This is a genomic window from Kaistella flava (ex Peng et al. 2021) (genome assembly GCF_015191005.1).
Taxonomy (GTDB): Bacteria; Bacteroidota; Bacteroidia; order Flavobacteriales; family Weeksellaceae; genus Kaistella; species Kaistella flava.
On record NZ_CP040442.1, the window covers coordinates 2,265,697 to 2,285,125 of the forward strand.

16 protein-coding genes and 1 pseudogene are annotated in these 19,429 nt (G+C 34.7%); 2 read left to right on the forward strand and 15 right to left on the reverse strand.

Annotated features, from left to right (window positions below):
* Positions 1-6: 6 nt before the first annotated feature.
* From Q73A0000_RS10075 to Q73A0000_RS10120, 10 genes and pseudogenes are all read right to left on the reverse strand, one after another.
* A complete protein-coding gene (locus Q73A0000_RS10075) occupies positions 7-645 on the reverse strand; it encodes an MBL fold metallo-hydrolase (RefSeq protein WP_193810842.1) in 639 nt (212 codons plus the stop codon).
* A 142-nt stretch (positions 646-787) separates the two neighbouring features.
* On the reverse strand, positions 788-1,291 hold the full coding sequence (locus tag Q73A0000_RS10080; protein WP_193810843.1) for a thermonuclease family protein: 504 nt from the start codon (positions 1,289-1,291) through the stop codon (positions 788-790).
* 279 nt (positions 1,292-1,570) lie between these two features.
* Positions 1,571-2,771, reverse strand: a pseudogene (locus tag Q73A0000_RS10085) (IS256 family transposase).
* Between the two features lie 350 nt (positions 2,772-3,121).
* Complete coding sequence (locus Q73A0000_RS10090) at positions 3,122-3,712, reverse strand: hypothetical protein (protein WP_193810844.1); 591 nt, start codon at positions 3,710-3,712, stop codon at positions 3,122-3,124.
* Positions 3,694-4,254: a hypothetical protein gene (locus Q73A0000_RS10095; RefSeq protein ID WP_193810845.1), complete on the reverse strand. Its 561-nt coding sequence runs from the start codon at positions 4,252-4,254 to the stop codon at positions 3,694-3,696. Before Q73A0000_RS10095 ends, Q73A0000_RS10090 begins: the two co-directional genes overlap by 19 nt.
* Before the next feature lie 40 nt (positions 4,255-4,294).
* Positions 4,295-4,729 carry a hypothetical protein gene (locus Q73A0000_RS10100; protein ID WP_193810846.1) on the reverse strand — a complete coding sequence of 145 codons (435 nt, stop codon included), beginning with the start codon at positions 4,727-4,729 and terminating at the stop codon, positions 4,295-4,297.
* Positions 4,726-5,313, reverse strand: coding sequence for a hypothetical protein (locus tag Q73A0000_RS10105; RefSeq protein ID WP_193810847.1), 588 nt, complete (start codon positions 5,311-5,313; stop codon positions 4,726-4,728). The genes Q73A0000_RS10100 and Q73A0000_RS10105 overlap by 4 nt, the downstream gene beginning before the upstream one ends.
* A gap of 69 nt (positions 5,314-5,382) precedes the next feature.
* Complete coding sequence (locus Q73A0000_RS10110) at positions 5,383-5,841, reverse strand: hypothetical protein (RefSeq protein WP_193810848.1); 459 nt, start codon at positions 5,839-5,841, stop codon at positions 5,383-5,385.
* 146 nt (positions 5,842-5,987) lie between these two features.
* Positions 5,988-6,146, reverse strand: a complete 159-nt coding sequence (locus Q73A0000_RS10115) for a hypothetical protein (protein ID WP_193810849.1) — start codon at positions 6,144-6,146, stop codon at positions 5,988-5,990.
* Between the two features lie 17 nt (positions 6,147-6,163).
* Positions 6,164-6,397 carry a hypothetical protein gene (locus Q73A0000_RS10120; RefSeq protein WP_193810850.1) on the reverse strand — a complete coding sequence of 78 codons (234 nt, stop codon included), beginning with the start codon at positions 6,395-6,397 and terminating at the stop codon, positions 6,164-6,166.
* A gap of 318 nt (positions 6,398-6,715) precedes the next feature.
* Here Q73A0000_RS10120 and Q73A0000_RS10125 point away from each other — a divergent pair, with 318 nt between their 5' ends.
* A complete protein-coding gene (locus tag Q73A0000_RS10125) occupies positions 6,716-7,057 on the forward strand; it encodes a hypothetical protein (protein WP_193810851.1) in 342 nt (113 codons plus the stop codon).
* On the opposite strand, the gene Q73A0000_RS10130 is transcribed toward Q73A0000_RS10125, so the two are convergent.
* Positions 7,050-8,030, reverse strand: coding sequence for an IS30 family transposase (locus Q73A0000_RS10130; protein ID WP_193810852.1), 981 nt, complete (start codon positions 8,028-8,030; stop codon positions 7,050-7,052). The genes Q73A0000_RS10125 and Q73A0000_RS10130 overlap by 8 nt on opposite strands.
* A gap of 109 nt (positions 8,031-8,139) precedes the next feature.
* Here Q73A0000_RS10130 and Q73A0000_RS10135 point away from each other — a divergent pair, with 109 nt between their 5' ends.
* The gene (locus Q73A0000_RS10135) at positions 8,140-9,501 is read left to right on the forward strand and encodes a helix-turn-helix domain-containing protein (RefSeq protein WP_193810853.1); all 1,362 of its coding nucleotides are present in this window, start codon (positions 8,140-8,142) and stop codon (positions 9,499-9,501) included.
* Positions 9,502-9,551: 50 nt separating this feature from the next.
* Here the strand turns inward: Q73A0000_RS10135 and Q73A0000_RS10140 are convergent, their stop codons facing one another.
* The 4 genes from Q73A0000_RS10140 to rpoB all read right to left on the reverse strand — a co-directional run bounded on the left by Q73A0000_RS10140 (position 9,552) and on the right by rpoB (position 18,941).
* Positions 9,552-9,833, reverse strand: a complete 282-nt coding sequence (locus Q73A0000_RS10140; protein WP_193810854.1) for a DUF427 domain-containing protein — start codon at positions 9,831-9,833, stop codon at positions 9,552-9,554.
* A gap of 535 nt (positions 9,834-10,368) precedes the next feature.
* On the reverse strand, positions 10,369-10,680 hold the full coding sequence (locus Q73A0000_RS10145; RefSeq protein WP_193810855.1) for a DUF3467 domain-containing protein: 312 nt from the start codon (positions 10,678-10,680) through the stop codon (positions 10,369-10,371).
* Between the two features lie 84 nt (positions 10,681-10,764).
* Entirely contained in the window at positions 10,765-15,030 is a 4,266-nt protein-coding gene (rpoC, locus tag Q73A0000_RS10150; protein WP_193810856.1) for a DNA-directed RNA polymerase subunit beta', read from the reverse strand.
* Positions 15,031-15,113: 83 nt separating this feature from the next.
* On the reverse strand, positions 15,114-18,941 hold the full coding sequence (gene rpoB, locus Q73A0000_RS10155; RefSeq protein ID WP_193810857.1) for a DNA-directed RNA polymerase subunit beta: 3,828 nt from the start codon (positions 18,939-18,941) through the stop codon (positions 15,114-15,116).
* Between the last annotated feature and the right edge of the window lie 488 nt (positions 18,942-19,429).

Genomic DNA, 19,429 nt, shown 5'->3' on the forward strand with positions numbered 1-19,429 from the left:
AAAGTTTTATCTGAAATAAGGACTGTAGTTTTTCTCGAATCCAATCGTGGTTGGATTTCCGTGTCCGTTGTAGACTTTTGTTTCTTCATCGAGAATAAAAAGTTTATTCTTGATATTGGTAATGAGTTGTTCGTGATCACCTTTGTACAAATCGGTTCTGCCAATGCTTCCTTCAAATAAAACATCACCCGAAATCATGAATTTCTGTGGTTCGTTGTAAAAAGCAATACTTCCTGGTGAATGTCCGGGAACGTGAATTATTTTGAATTCATGGTTTCCTAATATCACTATTTCATCTTCATTAATATAAGATATTTTACCTTCAAATGGTTTAAAGAAAAAGCCGAATCTATTGGCATCCATTGGATTTCTGTCCAACATTTCCTGCTCAAGCGGATGAACCAAAACCGGAACTTTGTATTTATCAAACGCTTTCTGCAAACCCAAAACGTGATCGATGTGTGCGTGCGTTAAAAGAATATTCTGAACTTTTAAGTCATTGTCTGAAATGAATTTTTCTAAAGTCTCGGTTTCTTCATCAGTAAAATTTCCCGGATCGATGATATATGCGTCTTTATTTTCATTAAAAACGACATACGTATTTTGTGAAAAAGGATTGAAAGCGAAAGATTTAATCTGCAACATTGAATTATTTTTTTACAAATTTAAAACCTAATATTCTATTAACCGCAAAAGGAACAAAGTTTTATATTCTATGTTATTCAAAAGTTTGCAAAAGCTGAAGAAAGACAGAAAACCTTTCCAATTCAATCTATTGATGAATTATCTATCTTCTAAAATCCCAAGGAGCGACAACACTTTTATCAGCCCAAAGTCCTACTCTATTTTTTCTTGCGATATTTTCTAATTGCGCATACTCGTCACTTTTGGAATACTTTTTATAATGCCAGGCTAAACCAGCTTTTACCATTTCTTTATTAGCGTTCGTTTTTTCATTTACAAAAATCTCAGCGATCATCCGACCTCGGCCATCATAGTTTCCTTTTTTGCCAGTGCTGATAATTGTAACATTTTTTCCGAAACATAAGTCTGAAAGTTTCTGTTTAGAAACCGTCCCAAACGCTTGTTTCTTTTCTGGCGCATCGATATGTTCGAGCCGAATTACAATCGGAAGTTGATAATATAAAACCTCAACGGTATCGCCGTCTTTTACACCTATAACTTTTACTTTAAGAATAAGTTGATTGGTTTGCTGTGGAGATTGAAAAGAGGCTGGAATAATGTAATTTCCGAAGAATAAAAAGAGAAGGAGTAAGATTGATTTTTGCATTGAGGAGGAGGTGATATTTTTTGAGGAAGATAAGGAATTATTGAAGGCTTGGCAAAATGTAATAATAATTTATTGTTTTTGGAAAATCACGAATGCGCGAGTTTAAAAAACTATTACAAATACAAGAAATACCAAATAAAATGAATTGGGATTTTTATTTAAAAACTTTGTCAAAGATTTAACTTTAACTGCTCCGAATCTGCGATTTTGATCAAGTGGGAAAATATTTGACACTATCCCGCAAAGTGTGTAAGTTGAAAAGTTTGAGGCTTGAGTTTTTTATAACTTGAGCCTTTCTTCAAATATAAGCATAAATTGATTGAGTACAATTCCCCAATCTCTGATTGGCATTGTCCATTTTTTTGTTGCTTCTCTTAACGCAAGAAAAACCGACTTTAAAACTGCATCATCAGTTGGAAAAGACATTTTGTTTTTGGTGTATTTTCTTATTTTTCCATTCAGATTTTCTATTAAATTGGTGGTGTAAATGATTTTGCGGATTTCCACCGGGAATTCGAAGAATACCGTTAATTCATCCCAATTATCTCTCCAGGATTTGATGGCGTAGGAATATTTACATTCCCATTTTTCTGCAAAATCATTTAAAGCAGCTTCCGCGGCTTGCTTCGTGGGAGCGTTGTAAATGTGTTTCATGTCGGAAGTAAAGGCTTTTCTGTCTTTCCAAACTACGTATTTGCAGGCATTTCTTATCTGATGAACCACGCAGATCTGAGTTTGAGATTGTGGGAAAACACTGCGAATAGTTTGGGTGAATCCATTGAGATTATCCGTTGCAGTGATCAATATATCTTCTACACCCCGTGCTTTTATGTCGGTTAGTACGCTCATCCAAAAACTGGAACTTTCGTTTTTTCCAAGCCACATTCCCAGAACTTCTTTTTCCGTCCCGTCTTAAACCAACGGCAAGATAAATGGTTTTGTTAATGACTTTTGAATTTTCACGGACTTTAAAAACAATTCCATCCATCCAAACAATGAGGTATAAATCCTCTAGTGGCCGGTTTTGCCAAGCGACAATCTCACTGGAAACCGCATTGGTAATCCTGGATATTGTGGATGTTGAAACATCAAAATCGTACATTTCCTTGATCTGGTCTTCAATATCACTCACGCTCATTCCTTTGGCATAAAATGAGATGATAATATTTTCTAAACCATCAATAATATTATGCCTTTTGGGAACTAAAGCCGGCTCAAAAGTACTTTCTCTATCTCGCGGAACTTTAATTTCATCTTCGCCGAAAGAGGTTTTTATTTTCTTGGTTTGATGGCCGTTTCGATAGTTTCCGTTTTTGGTTTTTTGATGTTTCTCGGTATCCAGATGGTCATCCAGTTCGGCTTCGAGCATGTGTTCTACGGCTCGTTTGTGCATTGTTTTGAAGAACGAGGTTAAATCTTCGCCGCTCTTGAAGGATTTGTAAAATTCCTTGTTGTTTAATAATTCTTCTTTGTCGATCATAACTGTATAAAGTTTAAAAATAATAAAAAAGTTATTTCCGAAAAAGTTTTGAGCTTTTGAGGGCTCAAAATTTTTCAGAATAACTTTTCAACTTACACAGTTAGTGAAACACTACCAAATATTTTGCTAATTAAGCTGGTATGCTATCTTGTTCTAATATAAAAGGTTCAACTTCTTTGATTATTATTTTTGTCGAAATACATAAACTGCTAATAACGCACAAATAAATACGCCGATACCATAGATATACATTTTGGGGTTTGGTATTTCACTCTTTACGAGATAAAATTAAAACGCAAAGATCAATGAACATAACGCAAAGCAACCTGCTGAAATCATTCGATATTTTCTCATTCGAATTCGTTTATACCGTATAATATTTCTTTCATTTTACTGCCGTTAACTTCCACAGGTTTGTAAGCTACATTGAATTTTTCGATCGCCACATTGACATCTGATTTTAACTTACCATATTCAATAGGCAATTTGCTTTCGCATTGCTTTTGGTTCTCGTAACTGTTTAAAATAATATTGAATTTTTGGTAAAATTGCTCACCAGAATTAATGAAATTATTATACGAACCTATGAACTGAATTAGACGATCAATCGGAAATTCTACTTCTATCTGCATTTTTCTTTTTTTAAGATTCTCTGATTTTTCAATAGTGCCAATAAAACTTTGCAATTTGTCTTTCACCTCATCCCAGTCATCATTATCACGGCAATCTTTCAAACTTTTTCCGTATCCGATTGGTTTAGTATAATCTCTAAAAAGATTTTCGATATCTTTTTTAACGCTTTCATTTGATGTTTGCAGAAACGAAGTCTCAAAATAAATCGTATTCAAATCATTCTGCATTCTCAAGGTAAAATCAATAATACAATCGACTTTTCCAAGTTCATTTTCTTTTTCTTCTTTGGTCAAATTAGAAACCAACATTCCTGTAAAAGTATTAATACTGAAACCAATGGATTTGACCCTAAAACGTTGGTTAAATCAAAACTCACTTTTTTATCCCTCTTGTTTTTCACCAACTCCTGAACTTTTTCAAATTCGGGATATTGATTGGGATTTGAAATTTTTGAAATTTCTGAAAACGTTCTCACAGAAGCAAAATGATGATCAAGACCTAAAACTTTTCCGTAGAGAATCCTAATAATCTGTAAACCTTTGATATATCTTATTTTAGAAATATCATTTTCTGCATCGTTTTCTGCATCTTTTAATTTTGTTTTTAGAACATCCTTTTCAATCAAAAAATCAACTTTTTTCGCCAGATCTTTTTCTTCCAAAAGACTCGAATTAATTTCTTTTAATCTTATGTTAATTTGCCCTGAACGGTCAAAAAACTTTGTTCTAGAAATCATAATTTCAGAATACATTTCATTAATAATGATATTGGGATCTTCATTAATGGATTTTTCTTTCGCACAGGAAAAAGAAAAATAAAAGATTGAAACGAGTAAGAATATTTTTTTCATCCTGATTGTCTTTTTGAAATTAAGGTCATTTAAAATAAAATCACAATTCAGTTAAAGTGAAACTAATCGTTATATTTTGATCATCAAATTGCAAAGGATAAAAACCTTCTTTAATAACCAAAAACTTAGGATCCATTTCTAATTTTTCTAAAGTTTCTTTGTCAAGAAATAAATCTTTTTCTTGATGAAACTGTGGTATTTCATTTGCCGAAATTTTAGCAAACTCTTTTCCGGCAATACTTCGTTGCGTTTCAGAATTTAGATTTGGTTTTTTGATAATGAAAGCGACCTCGCTCTTACCTATTTTTTTTACTAAAACTTCAGTAGCAAATTTGGAATCAGAACTATTTCCTACGCTACAAATCCCACTTCCACCACTGCAAGACCTGCCTCGTAAATCCGCAGAAATGTTTATACTTTCTTGTGAGAAAGCAAATGCAGGCAGAAGCAATACGAGATAACATATATTTTTCATAGTTTTTTATTTTCGGTGTGTTCCCAATTTTTCTGTAAATCGATGTTCAATTTTATCACTTTAATTTTCACTTTGTTATTTGCTTTAGCCAAATCTTCCCATACTTTTACATGATCTCTGTTGAGTTTGCCAATAAATTTCCCCCAATTGATAATAAGGTAATAATCACATTGAGTTTCCAAAATCACATTGTTTTTAAGTAATGGAACGGCGTAAGTATTTAAGACATTTTCTATTTGGAGGTTTCCTTTTTTTAGTTCCGAAGTAGTATTTAAATTAGGAATAGTCGCAAAAAGACCGGCATTACAAGATTGTACCGTTTCTTTGTAAATAAGTTCATTCCCATTTTTATCAAATAATAAAGCTTCAGGAAATGAATTACTGAATAATTTCAAAGTTGGATAATACGACTTTTCATCTTTCACAACAAAAATATTCGATGTATCCATTTTTGCCTTCTCCAAAAAATCTAATATAGATTCTGTGGTTTCTTCTTTGGGAGTTGAAATACCGGTTAAAGCTTTTGCAATTGGTTGACAATTAGTAAACATTGTTAAAACCAAAATTGAATAAAGTGTTTTCATATTTAGAAATATTTTAGAAATTCTGTTTGTTCAGATTGAACAAACAGAATATATTTTTATAATTTGAAATTATTTTTTCAATGTAATATAATAACTTCCGTTCTTATTATTACCAAATTTTGGGGTATAAGCACCTGCAAGTAGAGTATATTTACTTCCATCTTGTACAATAGTAATATCTTTATCAATATAAAGTGTACTATCAAACTTACTTGTATCAATAGCAGTTGCCAAGTCAAATCTAAAATAATTACCATTTTTTGTATTTTCAAGATATCCTTCGGCAGAATTAGCATTTTTTAAGTTTACCTCTGCGTCAGCAGTTCCACCACAAAAACCAAATCCCAGACAACCTTTTGATACCCTTCCAATCACTAAATGAATTTTGATTTCTACTAAAGAAGATGTTGGAGGACTCGAAAATGACACATCTGATGCTGAAAGTTCTGCTTTTTTTTCAGACTGTCCAAAAGCAAAACTACTAAATACTAACATACACAAACTAAAAATTGCAACTAATTTTTTCATAATATTTTTTTGTCTTCCCTATATTTTTGTTTAAAAACAACCGAATTGGGAAGCACATATTTTACTTCGGTTGTTTCTGGTTAATTTTTTTTGTGGCTTGGTAGATTTTTTTGTCGCTACTGCCTCATTTTTCTTCGACATTTGCTTTACTCAAAAATTAAAATACTGCTTACAGAAAATTTTATAGCCATTTCTTTGCGGCTAGCACTTGCTTTTAGTTTTGCGCCTTTCACATACTCACCTTTTTTTTCATGCTTTATCTGCAAAATATTTTTAGAAAATAAAAAACGACAGTAAAAAAACATTTTCTATAAAATTTTTATTAATTTCCTTTTTTAATTGGTGGTTTTACTTTAGGATCTTCCTCAATGTTTTCTGTATTCAGAATCACAATTGCAGAATCTTTTTCTGTTACGGTTGCACCTCTCATCAATTTCTTTTTTAAGGTATCCTTTTCAGTATTGACATAAAAGGTCTCTTTCTTTTCTCTACATGAGAATAAAGTAATCAGTAACATACTTGCAAAACTTAATGCTAAAAAATTGATTTGTTTCATGTTTTATTTTGTTTAGATTTCCTATTGCCAAAACTATACGGTGAAAAACAATTTTCCAAATTTTGAAATTTTTAGGTAATGGTCTAAATAGAAAAATCACTGTTCTAAATCAGTGAGTCGCTGTTCCAAATCGGGAAATCTACTGTTCTGAATCGGAAAATAAGAAATGAACACTATTGTAAATCAAATAATTAACAAAGATTTGGTGGTTTGGTGAAAATTTCCTTAATTAGAGCAGTTATTAGCACCTTTCAATGTTAAAAAATCTATTTTTTTCTTTGATATTTCTTCTATTACCCCTAAAATGCAGTTTGTTTTTTGGGCAAAATCGTGCACTCTATTTCTACTTCGATGAGTTTTGAAGAATTAGAAGCCAAAATCAAGCAGCAAAACATACAAAGTGAGATCAGTTTTGATTATATAAAAGTATATATCGCCAAAGCAAAAAAAGAACATAATTTAGAAAAATTGTATCGCGGTTATTCATTAGCTACATTCAACAAACAAGGAGATGTTCAAATAAAATACGGCGACAGTTTGATCCTAACTGCTGTAAAAATAAAAGACAATGATAAAATAGGGGAAGCATTTGTGTCATCTTCTCAAACCCATGTTAATAATGAAGATTATAGAAATGCATTAGAAGGTGGATTCAAGTAATAAATGCAACATGATCAAAATTATTTAGTTGTTCGGCAAATATTTCATTGGGCGTTTTGTACCCAAATCTTTTCCTAGGTCTATTGTTTAAAATATAAGTTACATCTTGTATTTGTTCTTTTGTGATATTTTCAAAGTTATGCTTTTTAGGAAAATATTGTCTTATTAATCCATTCAAATTTTCATTCGCTCCTCTTTCCCAACTGTGGTATGGTTTGGCAAAATAGTAGCTTATATTGAGTGCTTCTGCTATCGCTTGATGATTTGCAAATTCTTTTCCATTGTCAGAGGTTATAGTTTTGATCAGAGGTTTCCAATCTTGTAATAACTCGATGGTTTTCTTCTCAATTTCAGCAGCTTCTTTACTACCTACTTTTCCCATAAATAGTACACCAGAGGCTCTGTCATTAATAGTTAGTAAGGCTCCTTTGTGATCTTTCCCTATGACCAAATCTATTTCTAAATCTCCTAATCTATTCTTCTTTTCAACTATTGAAGGGCGCTGACTAATGTCCACTCTACCAACAATAAGACCTCTTTTGTCTTTTAAATGACCTCTTTTTTTATACTTCTTTCCCTGGGTTCGAAGATGCCGATACAATTTACCTCCTCTGCGTTTATCTTCCCAAATGTATTGGTAAATTCTTTCACCAGATACCATACTTACCTTATCAACTTTAGATCTACCCACGATCTGTTCTGGGCTATAATCCTTAATCAAATAACACAAAATATTCACTTCTATCTCTGCTGTTAATGAGCATTTTTTCCTTTTTATTTGATGCCTATTTTGAGCCTTTTTATCGGCTAATTTTGCTTTGTATGTCCCACTTCTTTGATCCGCATTTCGCTTGATTTCTCTGGAAATTACACTTTTGTCTTTGCCTACAAAGTTGGCTATTTCAGAAATGCTGATTCCAGTACTTCTATAAGTTTCTATTTGGTATCTTTGTTCCAACGTTAAATGAGCCATCTGTTTTTAGAGTTTTGCAACCCAAAGATAAGATGAAATTTTTCGCCGACTGCTGGGATAGCTTCTGTTCCTAGGAACAGAAGCTATCCCAGCAGTCTTTTATTAACCGTTGCATTTATTAATTGAATGTAAGGAACAATTACTGATTGCATTTGATTATTTTAAGATAACCAATAACGAATACCTATTAAATACCGCAAAATATAATATTGCAGATATTAAAAAATACATAGGTGATTATGAGGAGGCAAGAGAAATTTATATCGAGACGGCTTATTTCTTTAGAAATCATCAAGAAAAAATCAGGGATACCGATTACAAATTGTATTATATTTATTCACTAATATCTTTAATAAGTACGAATACCAGATTAGAAAATTTCGCAGAAAACAAAAAATTAATAGCAGAAGGTTTACACGCTATTTCAAAACAAAAAGTTTTGGCAGAATACAAAGGTTATTTTATTTCTAGTGAAGGAACAGATGCTTATTTTCAGAAAAAATATCCTTTGGCAATTAGCAAACTCAACGAAGCTTTAGCACTTTATCAAGATCAATGGAAACATTTAACTGAGAAATTTTATATCGGGATGAGTTATGTAAAAATAAACGAGCCAGAAAAGGCATTTCCCTATTTTAAAATCATAGAAAAAGAATATGATGAAACCCAAAAAATAGATCCCGAATTTCGACCAGCAATTGAGTTTTTTGTAGATTACTATAAAAGCAAAGGAGATAAAGCGCAAGAACTTTTCTATATCAACAAACTTTTAGCAATTGACATCAACCATAAATCTAATAACAAAACAATTGCCTCAGAAATTAAGAAAAACTACGATGTCCGAAATCTTTTGCAAGCAAAAACGAAAATAGAAAAGGAAAGAATTTTTGAAAGATATGCTATTTTAGGGACTTTAGGTATTCTTCTTACCTCATTATTCTTTATGATAAAAAGTAGAAAAAGTAGACAACAAAAACCGTCTCTTTTAGAAGTTACAATACCTGAAAAAGAATTTGATATAAAGGAAAATGATTTAGAAATTGATGAAGCCAACGGAATTTCTTTAGAAAATAATTGGATTGAAAAACTAAATGAAGAAACAAAAAACACAATAGATTATGAACGATACAAACCCATTAATAAAACGACCGTAGGGATACTCTTAAGACATTTGGAAACATTTGAACAAAAAGAAGGATTTACTGAACATAACTTGAGACTTTACGATTTAGCAAAAAAATTTAATACTAACGAAAAGTATCTATCAAAAATTATCCTAATCAGCAGAGGCAAGAGTTTTAATGATTACATCACTCACCTTCGTTTGGATTACTACGTGAAAAAGTTTCAAGATAAATCTAGTTTCAAAACTATTACAGACCTTTCCCAACAATCGGGGTTTGAGAATTACCAATTTTTTTCGAAAGAATTTAAAAACCGGTATAGGGTAAACCCGACTGAATATGCGTAAAAAAATCCCAATTCAAAGCAGAGGGATTTTTCACATAAGTTAAGCTAGAACTATTCTTTAATTTCAACTCCTTTCCAGAAGGCGACGTAATTTTTGATGTTGGTGGCGGCTTCTTTTGGGCTTGGATAAAACCAGGCGGCGTTTTCGTTCTTTTCTCCTTTGACTTCTATGCTGTAGTAGGATGCCTGACCTTTCCAAGGACAGGAAGTGTGGTGATTGGTTAAGATGAAATAATCCTTATCAATACTGTTTTCTGGAAAGTAATGATTGTTTTCTACTACAATCGTTTTATTACTTTCTGCTATTGTTTTTCCGTTCCAAATTGCTTTCATGATTTATTGAATTTGATTGTGTTTAAAATTATTCACTATTAAAGGTACTGTTATTTTTACATCCTGATTTAAAAATACAATCTAAAGCATCAATGATTAAAGCCTGTTTAAATTTAACAAAAAATAATTTCAAACACATCAATCACATTAGTTTTAGGAAAAAAATATTTTTAAAAGCTCACATAAGTTCTGAAAATCAAAGGATTTCAACTTTAGGTTCTAAATATTTTAAAAGTAAAAACTAATTTTTATATCACTTATGTGGCTCTATTAAAACTTAATCAGACTATATGCAAAAGAAGTTATTTTTAAAACTTTTGTGTTAGTGAACTATTGCATTTCTTTGAAGATAGAAACTGCCCGTCAACCTAGCCGCGATGGAAGCGGCATCCCCGCCGCGGCGGGATATAGCGGACAGCGCGACCGGTGGTGTGAGATTGTAAAAATGGTGATGCTCCTGATTATTCAACCGGACATAAAAAATCCCGACTCAAATGAATGAATCGGGATTTATATTAAAAAAACGTTTTGCTAATTAAGCTTGTACGTTGTTTTGTCCTAATACGAAAGGCTCAACTTCTTTGATTTCTCCGAATTGTTGTTCGTAGTTAGTGATATTTTGTTGCAATGCAGCCATTACTCTTTTTGCGTGTAGTGGAGCAAGAATTACTCTTGATCTTACGTTGGCTTGCTGAACTCCTGGCATCATTTGGATGAAATCCACAACGAATTCTGAAGGGGAATGATTTACTAAAGCTAGGTTACAATAAACTCCTCCTGCAACCATTTCGCTTAATTGAATGTTAATGTTGTTTGGATCTTGATTTTGATTCTGATTGTTGTCCATTTTAAATTTTGGATTTTAAGTTAAAATTATAGACTACGAATATAATTATTTAAAACTTATATCCGTAATCTATAAATAAAATATTTAGTTGATATCTTCGAATTCTTTTTTAGAACCCACGATAACGTTTTGATAATCTTTAAGACCTGTACCTGCAGGAATTCTGTGTCCTACAATTACGTTTTCTTTCAGACCGCTCAAGTAATCTACTTTTCCTGAAACTGCTGCTTCGTTTAATACTTTCGTCGTTTCCTGGAAAGAGGCTGCAGACATGAATGATTTGGTTTGTAGCGCCGCTCTTGTAATCCCTTGCAATACTGGTGTTGCAGTTGCAGGAAGTGCTTCACGAACTTCTACTAACGCTTGATCTTCACGTTTCAGTTTAGAATTCTCGTCTCTTAGATCTTTGGTAGTAATCATTTGACCTGGTTTGAATTGTTTAGAATCCCCAGCTTCTACAACTACTTTAAGACCGAACACTCTGTTGTTTTCTAATAAGAAATCTCCTTTGTGCTCTAACGCTCCTTCTAAGAATTGAGTGTCTCCACCATCTACGATTGAAACTTTGGTCATCATCTGACGAACAATAATCTCGAAGTGTTTATCATCGATTTTCACCCCTTGTAGACGATATACTTCCTGAATTTCATTTACCAAATATTCCTGTACGGCAGTTGGTCCTTTAATTTTCAAGATGTCATCTGGTGTAGTTGATCCGTTTGAAAGCGGTGATCCAGCTCTTACGAAGTCATTTTCCTGAACCAAAATCTGGTTGGATAATTTCACTAAGTATTTAGTGATCTCTCCAGTTTTTGCTTCTACGATTAGCTCACGGTTACCTCTTTTGATTTTACCGTAAGATACAACTCCATCGATTTCTGTAACTACCGCTGGGTTGGAAGGATTTCTCGCTTCGAACAATTCGGTAACTCTCGGTAGACCCCCTGTAATATCTCCTGTTTTAGCAGATTTACGCGGAATCTTGATCATTACTTTACCAGACTTAATTTTCTCACCATCGTTTACCATGATGTGTGCTCCTACCGGTAAGTTGTATGCTTTTTGCTCAACTCCTTTAGAATCCACAACTTTCAAGGTTGGTACTGCTTTCTTGTTTCTCGATTCAGAAATTACTTTCTCTTCGAAACCAGTCTGCTCATCAATCTCTAATGAGAATGAAACCCCTTGGATAATATCTTCATACTCGATTTTACCTGCAGATTCCGCGATGATTACCGCATTATACGGATCCCACTTACAGATTAGATCTCCTTTCATTACTTTATCACCTGGTTTAACAGCTAATTCAGATCCGTAAGGAATATTCGCAACCATCAACGGCGTTCTTGCAGCATTGTCTGCTACCAAACGGAATTCAGTTGAACGGGAAACTACGATCTCGGCTTTTTTACCAGCTTCGTTTTCTGAAGTTACTGTTCTAATTTCATCCATTTCTACGATACCGTCACGTCTTGCAACGATTGATGGATTCTCAGAAATATTCCCTGCAGTTCCCCCTTGGTGGAAGGTTCTCAACGTTAACTGAGTTCCTGGCTCACCAATAGATTGTGCTGCAATAACTCCTACTGCTTCACCCATATGAATAGGTTTACCAGTTGCTAAGTTACGACCGTAACACGCTGCACAGATTCCTTTTTTCGCTTCACAAGTTAATGGAGAACGAACTTCTACGCTGTCGATTCCAGCTGCTTCAATCGCTTTGGCATAAGCCTCATTGATCAATACATCTGCTTCAACAATCACCTCATCGGTTTCTGGATCGTAAACATTATGTAAAGAAACTCTACCTAATACTCTTTCAGAAATACGTTCGACGATCTCATCATTTTTCTTAAGTGGTGTAATTTCTGTTCCTCTTAAAGTTCCACAGTCGTTTTCAGTAATGATCACGTCTTGTGCAACATCTACCAATCTTCTGGTCAAGTAACCAGCATCGGCAGTTTTTAGTGCGGTATCCGCAAGACCTTTACGAGCACCGTGAGTAGAGATAAAGTATTCTAAAATTGAAAGACCTTCTTTAAAGTTGGCTACAATTGGATTTTCAATAATCTCTGCACCTGATGAACCGGCTTTTTGTGGTTTTGCCATCAATCCCCTCATTCCTGAAAGCTGACGGATCTGCTCTTTCGAACCCCTTGCTCCAGAATCAAGCATCATATAAACAGAGTTGAATCCACCTTGGTCGACTTTCATTCTGCTCATAATCATCTCAGTTAATCCTGCGTTGGTGTTCGTCCAAACGTCAATTACCTGGTTGTAACGCTCTGTATCGGTGATTAATCCCATGTTATAGTTAGCCTTGATCTCATCTACTGTTTCTACAGCAGTTGCAATCATGCCTTTCTTTTCAGCAGGAATTACGATATCACCTAAACTAAATGATAGTCCTCCACGGAATGCATGAGAATAACCTAAGTCTTTCATGTCATCCAAGAATTCTACAGTCGTTGGGAAATCGGTGTCAGCCAAAATTCTACCAATTACATTTCTCAATGATTTTTTGGTTAAAAGTTCGTTAACAAATCCTACACCTTCAGGAACGATTTGGTTGAATAATACTCTACCAGCAGTTGTTTCTACCAATCGAGTTACTAATTCTCCCTCTTCTTTCACAGGAACTCTACATCTCACTTTTGCATTCAAGGAAACTTTTCCTTCTGCATAAGCGATTTCTACTTCTTGTGGAGAATAGAAAGCCAGGCCTTCACCTAATACTTTCATATCATCAGTTGAAGCTAATTCTTTGGTCATATAATACAGACCCAAAACCATATCCTGAGAAGGTACCGTAATCGGAGAACCATTTGCAGGGTTCAAGATATTCTGAGAACCTAACATTAGAAGTTGTGCTTCTAAGATTGCTTCTGGTCCTAATGGTAAATGCACCGCCATCTGGTCACCATCGAAATCCGCATTAAATGCAGTCGTACACAATGGGTGAAGCTGGATTGCTTTTCCTTCGATCATTTTCGGTTGGAATGCCTGAATACCAAGTCTGTGCAAAGTAGGCGCTCTATTCAAAAGAACCGGGTGACCTTTGATGATTCCTTCCAAGATGTCATAAACAACTGGCTCTTTTCTGTCGATGATTCTTTTAGCCGATTTCACAGTTTTTACAATTCCTCTTTCAATCAGTTTTCTGATGATAAACGGTTTGTAAAGTTCCGCTGCCATATCTTTAGGAATACCGCATTCGTGTAGTTTCAAGTTTGGACCTACGACGATTACTGAACGGGCAGAATAATCCACACGTTTCCCCAGTAAGTTTTGACGGAAACGACCTTGTTTACCTTTCAATGAATCAGAAAGTGATTTCAATGGTCTGTTAGATTCCGACTTAACAGCAGAAGATTTTCTGGTGTTATCGAATAATGAATCTACAGATTCCTGTAACATTCTTTTTTCGTTTCTAAGGATAACTTCAGGAGCTTTAATTTCCAAAAGTCTCTTCAAACGATTATTTCTAATGATTACTCTACGGTAAAGGTCATTTAAATCTGAAGTCGCAAAACGACCACCATCCAATGGAACCAAAGGTCTCAATTCTGGTGGAATTACAGGAAGTACTCTCATAATCATCCATTCTGGACGGTTGATCATTCTTGTATTTGCTCCTCTGATCGCTTCAACAACGTTCAGTCTTTTTAATGCCTCAGTTCTTCTTTGTTTTGAAGATTCGTTGTGCGCTTTGTGACGCAAGTCGAATGACAAAGTATCTAAGTCGATTCTGCTTAATAATTGCTCAACCGCTTCAGCACCCATTTTGGCGATGAATTTGTTCGGATCAGCGTCATCAAGATATTGATTATCTGCAGGAAGAGTTTCCAGAACATCCAGGTATTCTTCTTCTGTCAAAAATTCTTTATCATCGAAGTCAGCACCATCAGCTCTTTTAGCGATACCTTGCTGAATTACAACATATCTTTCGTAATAGATGATCATGTCTAATTTCTTAGACGGCAATCCTAAAAGATAACCGATTTTATTCGGCAAAGAACGGAAGTACCAGATATGAGCCACAGGAACAACCAAGCCGATATGCCCGATTCTTTCTCTACGTACTTTTTTCTCGGTAACCTCTACTCCACAACGGTCACAAACGATTCCTTTATATCGGATTCTTTTGTATTTCCCACACGCACATTCGTAATCCTTAACAGGACCGAAGATTTTTTCACAGAAAAGACCATCTCTTTCCGGCTTGTGCGTACGGTAGTTTATAGTTTCGGGCTTTAAAACTTCACCTCTTGAATCCTGTAAAATAGATTCCGGTGAAGAAAGACCAATTGTAATTTTAGTAAAATTACTTGTTTTATTTTTGTTTGACATTTGTTTATTTTTAGATTAAAAGATTGAGAGAACGGAGATTAGAGATTATAAAACCTCTGATCTCTTGTCTAAAAGTCTCTTGTCTATTCTTCTAGTCTTACATCAAGACCAAGACCTTGCAACTCATGAAGTAATACGTTGAAAGATTCTGGAATACCTGGTTCAGGCATTGCTTCTCCTTTCGCAATCGCTTCGTAAGTTTTTGCTCTACCAATCACATCATCTGATTTTACAGTCAAGATTTCTCTAAGGATATTGGAAGCACCAAATGCCTCTAATGCCCAAACCTCCATCTCACCGAATCTTTGTCCACCAAACTGCGCTTTACCTCCTAACGGCTGTTGCGTAATTAATGAATAAGGTCCGATAGAACGTGCGTGCATTTTGTCATCTACCATGTGACCAAGTTTCAACATATAAATAATCCCAACCGTTGCTGGCTGTGCGAATCTTTCACCTGTTCCACCGTCATATAGATAAGTACTACCATATTTTGGTAAACCTGCTTGTTCTGTATATTCAGTAATCTGCTCTAAACTTGCACCGTCGAAAATTGGAGTTGCAAATTTCAACCCTAATTTTTGTCCAGCCCAACCTAAAACGGTTTCATAAATCTGTCCAATGTTCATACGAGAAGGTACACCCAGTGGATTCAATACGATATCTACCGGAGTTCCGTCTTCCAGGAACGGCATGTCTTCTTCACGAACAATTCTTGATACAATACCTTTGTTACCGTGACGTCCCGCCATTTTATCACCAACGTTCAGTTTACGTTTTTTAGCAACATAAACTTTCGCTAACTTGATGATTCCTGCAGGAAGTTCATCACCGATTGAAATTGCGAATTTCTCACGATTTTTAACTCCATTAAGATCGTTATATCTGATCTTATAGTTGTGAATTAATTGTTTAACCAATTCGTTACGTTCAGCATCTACAGTCCAATCAGCACCGCTTACGTTTACATAATCTTCAACAGATTGAAGCAATTTGGTTGTAAACTTCACGCCTTTTCCGATGATCTCTTCAGCTAAATCGTTATTCACTCCCTGAGAAGTTTTACCGTTTACTAAAGTTCCTAATTTTTCAAGAAGTGTTCCTCTCAATTCGTCGAATTTCGCTTTGTACGTGTTTTCGATTTCCTCAAGTTTTAATTTCTCTTCGGATCTTTTCTTTTTGTCTTTGATATTTCTTGAGAATAACTTCTTGTTAATAACAACTCCTCTTAATGAAGAATCTGCTTTTAACGAAGCATCTTTTACATCTCCAGCTTTGTCACCGAAAATCGCTCTCAATAATTTTTCTTCCGGAGTTGGATCTGATTCCCCTTTTGGAGTAATCTTACCAATCATGATATCACCAGGCTTCACATCAGCACCGATTCTAATCATACCGTTTTCGTCTAAGTCTTTGGTTGCTTCTTCAGAAACGTTAGGAATATCTGCAGTTAATTCTTCCATACCTAATTTGGTATCACGAACTTCCAGCGTATATTCATCAACGTGAATTGAAGTAAACCAGTCCTCACGAACTACTTTTTCATTAATTACGATCGCATCCTCAAAGTTGTACCCTTTCCATGGCATAAATGCTACAGTAAGGTTTCTACCTATTGCTAATTCACCATTTTCAGTTGCATAACCGTCGCAAAGAACCTGACCTTTTTCCACTTTGTCACCTACTCTTACGTTTGGTCTCAAAGTAATGGTCGTACTCTGGTTGGTTTTACGGAATTTGGTCAATTTATAAGTCTTAGTACCTGATTCAAAAGAAACTAAATTCTGGTCATCAGTTCTATCATATTTAATGGTGATTTTATCAGCATCTACATATTCTACAATACCGTTACCTTCTGCATTGATCAAAACTCTAGAGTCACTAGCTACTTGTTTTTCCAAACCTGTACCAACAATCGGTGCTTCTGGTTTCAACAATGGAACTGCCTGACGCATCATATTCGATCCCATCAATGCTCTATTCGCATCATCATGCTCCAAGAAAGGAATCAATGATGCAGAAATACCAGAAATCTGGTTTGGTGCAACATCAATTAAATCGACCTGCTGAGGCTCAACAACTGGATAATCACCATCTAAACGAGCAATAACTCTTTCAGTAAGGATTGTCCCATCATCTTTCATTTCGATATTTGCCTGAGCAATAGTTCTGTCTTCTTCATCTTCAGCATTCAAATAAATCTGAGCACCTTTCAAGTCAACTTTACCATTTTCTACTTTTCTGTATGGCGTTTCGATGAAACCTAAAGTATTGATTTTTGCATAAATACCTAAAGAAGAAATCAAACCAATGTTTGGTCCCTCTGGAGTTTCAATCGGACAAATACGACCGTAGTGAGTATGGTGAACGTCACGTACCTCAAATCCTGCTCTCTCTCTTGAAAGTCCACCAGGTCCCAGGGCAGAAAGTCTACGCTTGTGCGTGATTTCTGATAGAGGATTGGTTTGGTCCATGAACTGAGACAACTGGTTGGTTCCGAAGAACGAGTTAATTACTGAGGTTAAAGTTTTCGCGTTAACCAAGTCAATCGGCGTAAAGATCTCGTTATCTCTAACGTTCATTCTCTCACGGATTGTTCTTGCAATTCTCGAAAGACCTACACCAAACTGTCCTGATAATTGCTCACCAACAGTTTTAATACGTCTGTTTGACAAGTGATCAATATCATCAACTTCCGTTTTAGAGTTAACCAATTGAATCAAGTGTCTTACGATCGCGATGATATCATCTTTGGTTAAAACTTCAGTTTTCTCAGGAATATTTAATCCTAATTTTTTGTTCAATCTGTAACGACCAACTTCTCCTAATGAATAACGTTGCTCAGAGAAGAATAATTTTTCAATAATTCCACGTGCAGTTTCTTCATCGGGCGGATCTGCGTTACGCAACTGACGATAAATATATTCAACCGCTTCTTTTTCGGAGTTGGTTGGATCTTTTTGTAAAGTATTTTGGATGATTGAGAATTCGTGCGAATTTTCTTTGTGAATCAAAATTGATTTCACACCAGACTCAATAATCATTTCAACATGCTCTTTTTCAAGAACTGTTTCTCTGTCTAAGATGATCTCATTTCTTTCAATAGAAACTACTTCACCAGTATCTTCATCAACGAAATCTTCGAACCAAGTGTTCAAAACTCTCGCTGCAAGAACGCGTCCTTCTACTTTTTTCAAAGCTGCTTTAGAAACTTTCACTTCTTCAGCAAGGTCAAAAATTTGTAAGATGTCTTTATCAGATTCGTATCCGATAGCTCTTAACAAAGTTGTTAATGGTAATTTTTTCTTACGGTCGATATACGCGAACATTACATTATTAATGTCGGTTGTAAATTCCATCCAAGATCCTTTAAAAGGAATAATTCTAGAATAGTATAATTTAGTTCCGTTGGCGTGGTACGTTTGACCAAAGAAAACCCCTGGTGAACGGTGTAACTGCGTTACAATAACACGCTCAGCACCATTAATAATAAATGATCCAGACGGCGTCATATAAGGAACTGGTCCTAAATAAACATCCTGTACTACCGTTTGGAAATCTTCGTGTTCCGGATCGGTACAATACAATTTAAGTCTGGCTTTAAGAGGAACCGAGTAGGTTAAACCTCTTTCTACACACTCGTCTCTCGAGTATCGTGGCGAATCTACCAAATAATCCAAAAATTCTAAAACGAAATTGTTTCTAGAATCGGTAATTGGGAAATTCTCTTCAAAGGTTTTGTACAAAGATTCTTTGAGTCTCTGCTCCGGAAGGGTATCCAACTGGAAAAATTCTTTGAAAGATTGGATCTGAATGTCCAAAAAGTCAGGAGTAACAATTTTCCCTTTTGCTTCGGAGAAATTGATTCTTTCGTTAGCCTGAGTTTTAGCGACTGCTTTAGATTTACTCATAAAAAAATTAAAGAATGAGGGTTAAAAAATATTTTGTTCTTAAAATATCAGGCTAGATACAGGATTAAATGAAGTATGATTAGAGACCAACTCAATAAGAAAACGATATAGAAAACTTTGGCGCAGTTATCTGGATTATTCTTATCTTTAGTTTTTTAAGTCTCTGATTTACTATCGATCAGTCTTTTATCTAAAACCTAACTGCAACATCGGTATATCTTTTCACGACGTAGTGCAAAATATTTTCACTATAATTTTGACGGTAATTTTTATTTGGATGATTTAAAAAAACAGAAAATCCCCTTTCACTAAATGAAAGAGTTGATAGTCAATATTTTAAAGTCAAGTAAACAATTATATGCGCCAAAATTGAGTGCAAAGATACATTTTCTTTGCGAGATTGGCAAATATTGTCTATCTGTCAAATTTCCTCGTAAATACAAAACCAGCTCAAAATCAGTAGTAAAGCAATTGAAAAACGTATTGCA